Annotated in this window: 13 protein-coding genes; 9 read left to right on the top strand and 4 right to left on the bottom strand. The window is 58.4% G+C overall.

Annotated features, from left to right (window positions below; all coding sequences use genetic code 11):
* Positions 1-86: 86 nt before the first annotated feature.
* A complete protein-coding gene (locus VN114_RS02110; protein ID WP_325511496.1) occupies positions 87-611 on the top strand; it encodes a superoxide dismutase family protein in 525 nt (174 codons plus the stop codon).
* Between the two features lie 171 nt (positions 612-782).
* Here VN114_RS02110 and VN114_RS02105 read toward each other — a convergent pair whose 3' ends face one another.
* The 3 genes from VN114_RS02105 to VN114_RS02095 form a co-directional block, all read right to left on the bottom strand.
* On the bottom strand, positions 783-905 hold the full coding sequence (locus tag VN114_RS02105) for a hypothetical protein (protein WP_325511494.1): 123 nt from the start codon (positions 903-905) through the stop codon (positions 783-785).
* 289 nt (positions 906-1194) lie between these two features.
* Positions 1195-1623: a hypothetical protein gene (locus VN114_RS02100; protein ID WP_325511492.1), complete on the bottom strand. Its 429-nt coding sequence runs from the start codon at positions 1621-1623 to the stop codon at positions 1195-1197.
* Between the two features lie 9 nt (positions 1624-1632).
* On the bottom strand, positions 1633-2388 hold the full coding sequence (locus tag VN114_RS02095; RefSeq protein ID WP_325511490.1) for an SDR family oxidoreductase: 756 nt from the start codon (positions 2386-2388) through the stop codon (positions 1633-1635).
* Between the two features lie 72 nt (positions 2389-2460).
* Here VN114_RS02095 and VN114_RS02090 point away from each other — a divergent pair, with 72 nt between their 5' ends.
* Positions 2461-3471 (top strand): GlxA family transcriptional regulator, encoded by a 1011-nt coding sequence (locus VN114_RS02090; protein WP_325511488.1) that lies wholly within the window; start codon positions 2461-2463, stop codon positions 3469-3471.
* 57 nt (positions 3472-3528) lie between these two features.
* On the opposite strand, the gene VN114_RS02085 is transcribed toward VN114_RS02090, so the two are convergent.
* Positions 3529-4986 (bottom strand): PLP-dependent aminotransferase family protein, encoded by a 1458-nt coding sequence (locus VN114_RS02085; RefSeq protein WP_325511486.1) that lies wholly within the window; start codon positions 4984-4986, stop codon positions 3529-3531.
* A 113-nt stretch (positions 4987-5099) separates the two neighbouring features.
* Between VN114_RS02085 and VN114_RS02080 the strand changes: the two genes are divergently transcribed.
* The 7 genes from VN114_RS02080 to VN114_RS02050 all read left to right on the top strand — a co-directional run.
* Complete coding sequence (locus VN114_RS02080; protein ID WP_325511484.1) at positions 5100-5537, top strand: carboxymuconolactone decarboxylase family protein; 438 nt, start codon at positions 5100-5102, stop codon at positions 5535-5537.
* A 63-nt stretch (positions 5538-5600) separates the two neighbouring features.
* Positions 5601-6371, top strand: a complete 771-nt coding sequence (locus tag VN114_RS02075; RefSeq protein WP_325511482.1) for an SDR family oxidoreductase — start codon at positions 5601-5603, stop codon at positions 6369-6371.
* A gap of 37 nt (positions 6372-6408) precedes the next feature.
* Positions 6409-6843 (top strand): GNAT family N-acetyltransferase, encoded by a 435-nt coding sequence (locus VN114_RS02070; protein WP_325511480.1) that lies wholly within the window; start codon positions 6409-6411, stop codon positions 6841-6843.
* A gap of 14 nt (positions 6844-6857) precedes the next feature.
* On the top strand, positions 6858-7478 hold the full coding sequence (locus VN114_RS02065; RefSeq protein WP_325511478.1) for an FMN-dependent NADH-azoreductase: 621 nt from the start codon (positions 6858-6860) through the stop codon (positions 7476-7478).
* Between the two features lie 70 nt (positions 7479-7548).
* Entirely contained in the window at positions 7549-8625 is a 1077-nt protein-coding gene (locus VN114_RS02060; protein ID WP_325511476.1) for a TlpA family protein disulfide reductase, read from the top strand.
* A 234-nt stretch (positions 8626-8859) separates the two neighbouring features.
* Positions 8860-9528 (top strand): ABC transporter substrate-binding protein, encoded by a 669-nt coding sequence (locus VN114_RS02055; RefSeq protein WP_325511474.1) that lies wholly within the window; start codon positions 8860-8862, stop codon positions 9526-9528.
* A gap of 444 nt (positions 9529-9972) precedes the next feature.
* A partial coding sequence (locus VN114_RS02050) for an SdiA-regulated domain-containing protein (RefSeq protein ID WP_325511472.1) occupies positions 9973-12167 on the top strand: 2195 nt, incomplete at its 3' end.

Raw genomic sequence — 12167 nt, 5'->3', positions numbered from 1 at the left:
ACGGTCAATGTTCGATACCCAACAGAACGCCGGGACGAGTAGCGGTAAAAGGATGTCAGAAATCCATTCAACCCAAGGAGCCTCGCATGAAAACTCTTCCCATCGCACTGTTCAGTATCGTCGCCATGACCGGTTGTGCCGGCATGGGTGGCTCGTCACCGATCGCGGTGGCCAACATGAAGCCGACGCAAGGCAATACCGCAACCGGCACCGTCACTTTCGTCAAGAAAGGCGACCAACTGTTGATGGATGCACGATTGACCGGTGTGCCGCCGGGCGTGCACGGATTCCACATTCATGAAAAAGGCGATTGCAGCGCACCGGATGCGATGAGCGCCGGCGGCCATTTCAATCCGTCTGGCACACATCATGGCGCACCGAACAAGGGCGAACATCATGGCGGCGATCTCGGCAACATCACGGCGGATGCCAATGGCAAGGCTGAGCTGCAACTCAGTATCCCGATCAGCGAAATCAATGTGATGAAAAATTCCCCGGCCAGCATCATCGGCAAAGGCCTGATCGTGCACGCCGATCCGGACGACTATAAAACGCAACCCACTGGCAATTCAGGGAAACGTCTGGCCTGTGGCGTCATCAGCCTGAAGTAAACGCATCGTCAAACCGGCGTGATCCGGTTCGGGCGGGTTTTCTTCGGATCATGCGAAAGCAGAACCAACTGAAGATGCATCAAGGAGTTACGTGCAAACGTAACTCCTTTTTATTTTTGCGTATTCTTTTCGGGCGAATCGCGATGAAGGCGGCAACGTTGACTTCATCTCTCACCAGTTGATCAGATCTTCGCGGGCCTCATGACTCAGGCCGTTATAAATATCCACTTTGCCGATCCACTCTTTGAACATTTTGCTGAAGTCGATGTAAAACGAAACGATGGTCATGGTCATGATTGCCTCACAAGGATGTAGGTGCATGGTGCACGTTGACGAACGAATCCGAAGCCGTACGGCTCGCCGTATCAGAGCGTGCAAGCGGAACTTAGTTCGCTGTTGAAAATGTGAAGTTTTTCGACGTATTTTTCAGAAAAAAGTCACAGTATTCTCGGCAGAAATAATCCTGTGCATCTGGGTGTTTGTGACCTCGCAAATGAAACGACGCATCGGGCAAATGAAAAAAGCGGCATCGATTTGCATCGATGCCGCTTTTTACTACCGTTTCAATCACTCGGACTTTTGGTCAGATTCGCCCAGGCATATGCCGATATTTCCATGCGCGCAAGGTCAGGACAATTCCGATCAACGCAGGCAATGTCACTGCAGGGAAATCGCGCAACAGCACCGACGGTCCGCAGATGCCGACCGCTACTTCCCAGAAATGCAGCAACGCATGTGCAATCAGCCACAACGTCGCCACCAGCCACAAAACGAAACGCGCGTCCGGCCGCAGCAGACCGATGCCGAATGCCGTGCCAAGAAACATCTGGATGATGCCGATGTCGCGAATGAAGTGCTGGTTATAGAAACCGGTGTCGATCACGCCCGGCACAAACTGATACCAGGCATGCGGCACGATCAGCATGAACACGCCGTTCACGAACAGGAAGACAGTATTGAACGCGATCGGCAGAAACAGCAGGATCGACGTCACCGTGCTTTTCGTTTTCATCCGTCGGCGTTACTTCGCCGCTCCGGACTTCGCCAGCCATTCTTCAAAACTCAACTTGCCAAGTCGCGGCTTGTCACCCGGCGTCAGTGACTGATCGTTGATCTTCATGCCGAAATACGGCGTCTCCGCATTCGCCACCACCTTGCGTGTATCGTTGATCGCTGTCAGATAACGTTGCACCATCTCCCCCATGCCGATGCGTTCGGGACCGGCCACTTCGAGCATGCCGTTGGCCGGCTTGCTCACGGCGGCATCCGCCACGGCGGCGGCCACGTCGTCCGACGCAATCGGCTGGAACTCTGCAGATGACAGCCGCACGGTTTGTCCGTCGGTACCCGACTGCGCGATGCCACCGAGGAATTCGAAGAACTGCGTCGCGCGCAGAATCGTGTACGGCACGCCGCCGGCCTTGATCAGTTTTTCCTGTGCCATCTTGGCGCGGAAGTAACCGCTGTCGAGCAGACGTTCGGTGCCGACCACCGACAACGCGACGTGATGCGCGACACCCGCTTGCTTCTCCGCAGTCAGCATGTTGGTGCTCGACTTCTCGAAGAACTCGAGTACCGCGTTGTCTTCCCATACCGGTGCGTTCGACACATCGACCACGACCTGCGCGCCGACAAACGCCTGCGCCAGTCCTTCGCCGGTGACCGCGTTGACGCCGCTCGACGGCGATGCCGCGACGACGTCGTGTCCTTGTTGACGCAATAGCGCCACGGTTTTGCTGCCGATCAATCCTGTACCGCCGATGACTACGATCTTCATGACATTCTCCAATCAGTTAGATGTTGCTTTGCTTTGACGATGTCATCTTAAGCGTGGAATAATCTGGCTCAAATGACATATACCCCAAAAAAACAGCCAAACCGCCTGCAACAGCCGCGTACCGTTCTGTTCGTCGCCTTCCCGGATGTCGGCCTGCTCGACCTGACCGGTGCGCAAACCGTATTCTGGGCTGCGTCCAAATACATGGAACAACGCGGCCTGCCAGGCTACGTGCGCCACACCGTCAGCATGGACGGCGGATTGATCCATAGCGTGGAAGGCGTCGGTGTGCAGACCGATGCGTTGCGCACGTTCCGGAATCGTGCGATCGATACGATCGTGGTGCCGGGCTCGCCGCACATCACCGACGTACTCGAGCATTCAACGAAACTGGTCGGCTGGCTCGGCCGCTCGGCGGACAAGGCGCGTCGTATTGCCTCCGTGTGCAGCGGTGCGTTTCTGCTGGCGCAGGCCGGACTGCTGGAAGGCAAGCGCGCGGCGACGCATTGGGCAATGTGCGACATGCTGGAAGAGCGCTTTCCGGCGATCAGCATCGATCGCGATGCGATCTTTGTGCAGCAGGGAAAGATGTGGACGTCGGCCGGCGTGAGTGCCGGCATCGATCTGGCGCTGGCGATGGTGGAGGCCGATTGCGGTCGCGATATTGCCATGAAGGTCGCGCGCGAACTGGTGGTGTTTCTGAAACGTCCCGGCGGACAGTCGCAATTCAGCGTGATGCTGCAATCGCAGACGGAAGACAGCGCGGCGTTCGATTCGCTGCACGCATGGATCACCGACAATCTCGACAGCGAGGAACTGACGGTCGATTTTCTCGCTGAAAAGGTCAACATGAGTCCGCGCAATTTTGCGCGCGTGTACAAGCAGAAGACCGGTCGCACGCCCGCCAAGGCAGTGGAAATATTCCGGCTCGAAGCCGCGCGTCGCCTGCTGGAAGAATCCGGTCGCAACGTCGAGCAGATTGCACGGCAATGCGGCTTTGGCGATGAAGAACGCATGCGCATCACGTTCCAGCGCAATCTGGCGGTGTCGCCATCGGATTATCGAAAACGCTTTGCCGCTTGAGTTTTCAAGTCTGAATTTTCAAGTTTGACGTTTGACGTTTGACGGCGATGATCTGTTTCAGCCGAATACTTCCTTCAATTTTTTCGCCAGTCGCATCGCTTCGCGTTCGTCCGTCACGTTGGCAAATCCCATCAGCAATCCCTGCCGCGGCTTGGCGTCGATATACCAGCGCGACAACGGATGCATCGCCAGGCCGACGGCCCGCGCGCGCTCGTCCAGCAGAACGTCATTCTCGTCGTCGGCAAGTTGCGCCAGCATGTGCATGCCGCCGGGTTGCAGATTGATGCGAATGCGATCGCCCAGTTCCTGCTGAAACACGCGTTGCGTGATTGCGCGACGCTCTGCATACAGCATCCGCATTTTTTTCAGATGGCGTGAAAAATGGCCCTCCGCCATGAAGTCCGCCACGCTTGCCTGAAACAGGTACGGACTGCCCGCATTGAGGTTCGACGACACCGCCTGGAAGCGCGCGACGGCGCTGAGCGGCGCCACCACATACGCCAGTCGCAGGCCGGGAAACATCACCTTGCTGAAGGTGCCGGCGTAAATGACGCGATCGTTGCGGTCCAGACTTTTCAGCGCCGGCAACGGTCGTCCCTGATAGCGGAATTCACTGTCGTAATCGTCTTCGATGATCCAGCTTCCCGCATTGCTTGCCCAATCCAGCAATGCCATGCGTCGTTCAAGCGAGAGCGTCACGCCAAGCGGGCTTTGATGCGACGGCGTGACCAGCGCGAACTTGGCATACGGACTGAGACGCTTGCCTTCCTCGACGATCAAGCCGTGTTCATCGACCGGCACCGGCACCAGCTTGACGGCCGCATTCTGCAGAAAAGGGCGCGCAAGAATATAGCCGGGATCTTCGAACCAGAATTCGTTGCCGACGATGGACAGGCTGCTCAAGGTCAGCTCCAGCGTGTTGCGCAAACCGGTGGTGACGAACACCTGTTCCGGCAGGCAGACCACGCCGCGCGACACGCCGAGATAGGTCGCGATGCGCTCGCGCAACTGATCGTAGCCGGCCGGGTGCGGATAACCGAGGCGCATCGGTTCACTACTGCGCAGACGATGCCCGACGATGCGGTTCCACACCTTGCGCGGAAAGGCGTCCAGTGCAGGCAATCCGAGTTGCAGCGGTTTCGGCGCCCTGCCGTCGTGATCGAGCGCGGCCGATATCGAGTGACTCGGCACCGTCGCCTGCGGCTTGTGTACAGCCGGTTGTGGCAGATGTGGTGACACAACGGTGCCGGCGGCGCCCCTGACCTGCAGATAGCCTTCGTCCGTCAGGATGCGATAGGCCATTTCGACCGTGCCGCGCGCCAGGTTCAGTTCGGTCGCCAGCGCGCGCACCGCCGGCACACGGTCGCCCGCATGCAGATGACCCTGTTCGATGGCCGTCTTGAAGCGCTGGCAAATCTGCAGATACATCGGCAGTTCCAGCGTGCGGTCGATGGTGAGATCAATGCCCGGATCGCTCTTTGGATCGAGTTCAGGCTTCGGCGGGGGTTTTTTCATGTCCTAGTCACTTTTGCATTTCTTGGCCCTTCTAACATGGTCATGATCTTCGCATACTACACATCAACGCAACACCACTTTTGTTCAAACCCGACGCAACCAAGGAGATTCACATGCAAAGCCGACTCGATTTCTATACTGCCAACCCTGACGTCCTGAAAGCCCAGATGGGCGTGGAAGCCCAGATCGCCAAAAGCAAGCTGGACCACCTGCTGAAAGACCTGGTGCGCCTGCGCGCATCGCAGATCAACGGTTGCGCCTTCTGCCTCGACATGCACACAACCGACGCCCTCAAGGCCGGCGAAACGCATCGCCGTCTGGCAACCGTCTCCGCCTGGCGCGAATCACCATTCTTCACCGACCGCGAGCGCGCTGCGCTGGAATGGACCGAATCGCTGACGCTGGTCTCGCAAAACCATGTCCCTGATTCCGTATGGGAAGCAGTGCGTCCTCACTTCAACGATGCAGAACTGTCGGAACTGACCTTGCTGATCGGTTCGATCAATACTTGGAACCGTTTTGCCATCGCCTTCCGCAAGATGCCTGAATAATCTGTACCAAGGCCGCACTTCACGCATCGAAGCGCGGCCGCCAACGCAACCAAGAGACCTTCCATGAAAATCCTGATCATTGGCGGCACCGGACTGACCGGCAAGAAAGTCGCCGTCAATCTGCGCCAGCTCGGTTATGAAGTACTGGCCGCTTCGCCCAGCACCGGCGTCAATGCCGTCACCGGCGAAGGCCTTGCGGCTGCCGTCAAGGGTGCGCAAATCGTCATCGACCTCAGCAATCCGCCCTCGTTTGCCGATGATGCCGTGCTCGATTTCTTCGAGAAGTCCGGCCGCAATCTGCTGGCTGCCGAAGAAGCGGCCGGTGTCCGGCATCACATCGTGTTGTCCATCGTCGGCACCGATCGCATGCAGGGCAGCGGTTATTACCGCGGCAAGCTGGTGCAGGAGAATCTGGTGAAAGCCTCGAAGGTGCCTTACACCATCGTCCGCTCGACGCAGTTCTACGAATTCCTCGAAGGCATCGCGCAATACGGCACCGTCGGCGACGAAGTCCATCTGCCGTCTGCGCATGTGCAGCCGATCGCCGTGGATGACATTGCTGCGATCGTGACCGATACCGCGCTGGCGCAACCGTTGAACGGCACGTTCGATGCGGCGGGTCCCGAGAAAGTCGGGCTGGCAACGATCGTCAAACGCTATCTGGATGCCGTCGGCGACAAACGCGTTGTCGTGCCGGATGCGAAGGCCGCCTACTTTGGCTCATCGCTCACCGATCTGTCGCTGACGCCGCTGGGCGATGCGCGCATCGGCTCCACGCGATTCGAGGCATGGTTCGATAAATCGCATCCGAAAAAACAAACAACAAACGCGTGATGCACTGCATCGCCGATTTTTTAGAGAAGGAATTACGATGGTGGAAATCAGACACATCAGCAACGAAGCCGATCTGGCAGCTTCGTTCCCGGTCATGAAGGAATTGCGACCACACCTGACCGACAGCGCGACCTATGTCGTACAAGTCATGCACCAGCACACGCAAGGCTATCGCCTGCTGGCAGCATGGCGTGACGGCACCATCGTCGGCCTCGCCGGCTATCGACTACAGGATAATCTGATCTACGGCCGCTTCGTCTACGTCGACGATCTGATCGTCAGCACTTCGCTGCATGGTTCCGGCATCGGCGAACAATTGCTGAGCGCGGCGCGACAGCAGGCCGTCGCAGCACAGTGCACGCATTTCGTGCTCGATACGGGATTGGGGAATGCATTGGCACAGCGTTTCTATTTTCGCCAGGGCCTGCTTGCACGCGGCATGCATTTCGTCGAAGCTCTTGCGCAACCATAAATACAGGAACCACCATGACACGCATTCTGTTACTGAACAGCGGACCGCACAGCGAGGCGAGCCACGGCTACAAACTTGCGACCGAAACGATTGCCGCCGCGCAAATCGACAACGCCCGCATCATCGAACGCGATCTGGTGCATTCGCCGATTCCACCGATCGGCCGTGAATACGCGATGGCGATCACGTCGCATACACCGCATGACGATCAGGCATTCGCCTGGTCGGAACGCCTGATCGTCGAACTGGAACAGAGCGACATGCTGTTCATTGTGACGCCGATGCACAACTTCACGGTCCCTGCGTCGCTGAAGCTGTGGCTCGATTACGTGATCCGCATCAACCGCAGCTTCAACTCGACGCCGCATGGCAAAGTCGGATTGATGCAGGATCGCCCGACGTTCATCCTGGTCAGTTCCGGCGGTTTTCATGTCGGCGAACGTGCGAAGCAACTCGACTTCCTGACACCGTACCTGCGTTATGCACTGGCCTCGATCGGCATCAAGGACGTCCATTTCTTCCCGCTGGAAGGACTGGTGTTCGGCCCGGAAGCCGTGAGCAAGGCAGTGGAAGAAGCCCGTCTTCAATTGAGCGCGAAGCTGTCGGCAGCACTCGCCACCTCAACCGCATCCTGATCTCGCGTTACATGTCATTGCGAGCAACCCGTTCACCCTGCCGATCCGGATCGGCAGACTGGAGACATTCATGACGTTCATCAAAACAACTCGCGCCGTCATCGGCCAATGCTTGATCGCGCTGCTATGTGTCGGCGTGCTGCATGTCGCCCATGCGGCCGAGACAGCAAAGACGACCGCGGAGAGCGTCAACGAAGGCGAAAGCCGCGCGCACAGCGCCGGCAAATCGCTGATCGGCGCACCAGCGCCGGGCGCCAGGCTGACCACCATCGACGGCAAGCAGATCGAGCTTGCGGCGTTGCGCGGCAAGCAGCCCGTGTACCTAAAGTTCTGGGCGACCTGGTGCGTCCCGTGCCGCGAACAGATGCCGGGCTTTGAGCGCATCTACAAGGAAGACGGCAAACGCATCAAGGTGATCGCCGTCAACACCGGCTTCAGCGACAACGCCGCTGCCGTGCGCGAGTACAAGAAGAAGATTCCGATGTCGATGCCGATCGTCGTCGATGACGGCAGTCTGGCCGGTGCGTTCAACGTGCGTGTGACGCCGACCCACGTACTGATCGACAAGGATGGACGCATTGCCTACATCGGCCATCTGGAAGACGACAAGTTTCATGCCGCACTCGCGCGCGTGATGTCGGGCGAAACCGTACCGGTCGCCGAACGGCGTTCCGGTGCGAAGCCATTCCAGCACGCGATTCTCAGACATGGTGACATCGTGAAGGATGTGACGGTCACACCGCTCGGCGGCGCATCGATGCCGCTTGCCACACCGGGCAAACCGCGCGCACTGGTATTTACCGCGCCGTGGTGCGAGTCGTATCTGTCGCAGAGTCGTCCGCAAGTAGCGCAAGCCTGCCGGCGCGTCCGCCTCGAATCGGAACGACTGGCGAAGAACGGCAATGTCGAATGGTTGACGATTGCATCGGGCCTGTGGGCCAGCGAACAGGACCTGCTCGACTACAGGAAGACGAACGGCTTCGCGATGCCGCTGGCACTGGACGCCAACGGCATTCTGTTCCGCACCTTCAGCATCACGAAAATTCCGACGGTCGTTTTGCTGGATGCCAATCATCGCGTCGTGCACATCCTCGGACCGAACGATGTCGAACTGGACAACGCGGTGCAAACGCTGCAACGCAAGTAACAGCCGAACATCGCCAGGCATCACGCAGTTCCCGCACAGCACTGTTTCATTACAGAAGTACAACAAGCGGCGTGTTCCCTCGGGATGCGCCGCTTTTTTCATCGTCACCTGTTACAGCTTTTCCTCTTTGTGTAACCGATTGCAAGCCTCGGCGTATTGTGCGGTGAACTATGTGAGACTGCGTTGTCGAACTGTTGCATACCTTCATGCAATTGCAACCACAAGAGGATTCACATGCTGCGAAAAATACTGCTGACCTGTTGCGCGGTTTCCTTCATCGCCGCCGGCCACGCTTCCGCGCAGGAAGCGCCGGACAAGATGGTTCAGCGCGTCACCGAAGAAGTGATGACCATCGTCCAGAGCGACAAGAATATCCAGGGCGGCGACCGCAACCGCATCCGGCAGGTGATCAACGACAAGATCCTGCCGAACCTTGATTTCGAACGCACCACTTCGCTGGCGATGGGACGCTTTTGGCGCGATGCGACACCGGAACAGAAGCAGCAAGTCGAAAAGGAATTCCGCGCGCTGCTGATCTACACGTATTCGGGTGCGATGACACTGATCCGCGATCAGAAGATTACTTACGAACCGCTGCGCGCCGATCCGGCCGCGACCGATGTGGAAGTGTTTGCGCATGCAAACAATGCACAAGGCCAGCCGGTGCGTTTCGGTTATCGACTCATCAAGAATCCGGACGGATGGAAGGTGTATGACGTCAACGTGCTCGGTGCGTGGCTGATCCAGACCTACAAGGACAGCTTCGCGTATGAAATCCAGCGTTCCGGCATCGACGGCCTGATCAAAACCCTGTCCGACAAGAACAAGCGTCTGGCCTCTGCACCGGTCAAGACCAATCCGGAAAGCCTGAAGGAACAACTACCGGCCGGCGGCAATTCCTGATGCAAGGATCTGCAAGACGAAATTAAAAAGCCCGCAACAGCGGGCTTTTTTACGAATAGAGGTACATGTACTGCCACCTTCATGCGGCGACGGCGACACTCCGACCGGCGGCATTCATTTCTTGGCGTGCCGTTTTTTCAGTATTTCAGCGAATTCGAATACCAGGTACAAGCCCGCGAAAACCCATAGCGGCAATACAAGGCAATACAGCGCATACAGCAAGACACTCATCATGATCTCCTGAAGCTTGGTCGAACCGATCGGCGGCAACGCCGCTGCAGGACAATGATGCCGCCGCACGCCGACAGCGTCAACACCGGAAAATCCCATGCGCGGCACAGCAGTTTTTTCGCATCCGCGTCTTCCCCGGCGCTTCCGGCGCCGTCATCGACATGTAATACGACGGCTATAGCATCATGCGCTTTCCACCCATCTCTCCATGCCATGAATATTCATTCGACATGCATCAAATGGGGGCTGCCTGCTTTATGCGCCCTCGGACTTGCCGCCTGCGGCGGCGGTAGCGGTGGCGATTCGGCCGATAGCGGCATCACCACCCCGTCGCTGTCCTTTACCGCACCGGGCAGTACCTACGATCTCGCCAACTATTCGCAGACCGGCAACTTCGCACTGCCTGCCGATCCCGACGATACCGATGGCGTCGCCGACAACCTGCTGGCGGCCGAGGCCTCCGGCGTCACGTATGACAAGGATACCGACAGCCTGTTCGTCATCGGCGATGGTGCCACGGCCATTGTGCAGATATCGAAGACCGACGGTCACCTGATCGACACGATGACGCTGGACGAGGACGATTTTGAAGACGCGGATACCGAAGGCATCACCTATGTCGGTGGCGGTAAATTTGCCATCGTCGAGGAGCGCAGCCGTACTGTCGACCTGTTCACCTATGCGCCCGGGTCGACACTGACGCGCGCGCAAGTGCAAACGGTTGCATTGGGCACCAACGTCGGCAACATCGGCCTCGAGGGCATCAGCTTCGATCCGTCGACCGGCGGCTACATTCTGGTCAAGGAAAAATTCCCGCAAGCCGTATTCCGCACGACCATCGATTTTGGTGCAGGCACGTCGTCCAACGGCGCACCGGGTACCGAACCGACCGACCTGTTCGATCCGAACAAAACGGGTCTGTCGGCACTCAACGACGTCTTCGCACTGTCGAATATCGTTCCGGCAAGCGCGCCTGACTATGACAACGTGGTCATCATCGGCGCAGGCAGCGGCGAAATCGTCAAGATGAACCGCGCCGGTAAGATCATGAGCACGTTGCCGATGGATGTCACCGGCCAGAACGAAGGCGTGACAATGGGGGCGGATGGCACCATCTACACGGTTGGCGAACTGGCGGGACCTGACGGCGTGACCGGCCTGACGGTTTTCTCGCCCACAACCGACAAGAACGCCGTCGGCGCAGGCAGCAATCTGTACCTCACCTTCAATCGTCCGGTACAGGCAGGCGCGGGCAACATCGTGATCCGCACTGATACGGATACCCGCACGATCCCGGTCACAGATACGCAACAGGTGTCATTCACCGGCAACACCGTCAGGATCAATCCACGCGCAAATCTTGCGGGCGGCAAGACCTACAGCATCAGCTATGTCGCAGGCGTGTTCAAGAATGCCGCCGGTGCCGATGCGCCAGGTGCCGCAGATACCGCCGCGCTGTCGTTCACGGTCAGCGGTACGCCGGATGCCGGTGCGCCAACGCTGGTCGCCAGTGCGCCCGCCAACGCGGCAACCAACGTCAGTGTCTCCCGCATCGCATTGACCTTCGATGAAGCAGTACAGGCGGGCACGGGAAACATCGTGATCACCGGCACAGACGGCGATACGCGCACCATTCCGGCCAACGATCCGCAGGTGAAATTCCTTGCGAATACCATGCGCATCACGTTGACAACGGCATTACATTCGAATGTTCCTTATACCGTTCAGCTGAACAGCGGCGTTGTCACCGATCTCTCCGGCAATGCATTCACCGGCATCTCTCAGACCTTCACGACAGGCGCAGTGGGCGGCCCGCCGCCAACGCTGCTGATCACCGAAGTGAACTCGAACGCCGATGCAGGCGGCGATTTCTTCGAGCTGTACAACTACGGCTCGACCGCCATCGATATCAGCAACTGGCGCTGGGGTGACGATCATCTGGAATTCGGGCTTGGCGGCAATACAGCCGTCTTCCAGGCCAACACGATCATCAATCCAATGGAACGTCTTGTCGTCGTCAACACGACTGACGAAGCCGCATTCCGCGCTGCATGGAACAACCTGCCGGGCACGGTGAAAGTTGCCGCTCTGGGTGGCGCAGGCCTGGGCGGCGGCGACATCGTTGTGCTCTACGATTCGTCGGGCAGCACGATCACCTGGTTCAACTTCGAGGGTGACAGCCCGGCTCCGTTCATTTCGCCGGAAGACGGCGTCGTGCTGACGCCAGCCACAGGTTCGGCAGGGGTAACGACGGCCTTCCCGAACCACGCCGGCAAGGCTTTTGGCGGCAGCGCCAAAGCGTCGGCAGTCTGGGATCGTGTCTCGACCACATCGCCTACTTACAAAACGGCGGTCGTCGGCGATCTCGACGCCTTTGCCCAGTCGGCCAATCCGAACTCGGTCGGTTC

Origin of the sequence: Oxalicibacterium sp. (assembly GCF_035565035.1) — a bacterium.
Taxonomy (GTDB): domain Bacteria; phylum Pseudomonadota; class Gammaproteobacteria; order Burkholderiales; family Burkholderiaceae_D; genus Oxalicibacterium.
Note: the sequence above shows the minus strand (reverse complement) of the source record. Positions and strands in the feature narration are given on the sequence as shown.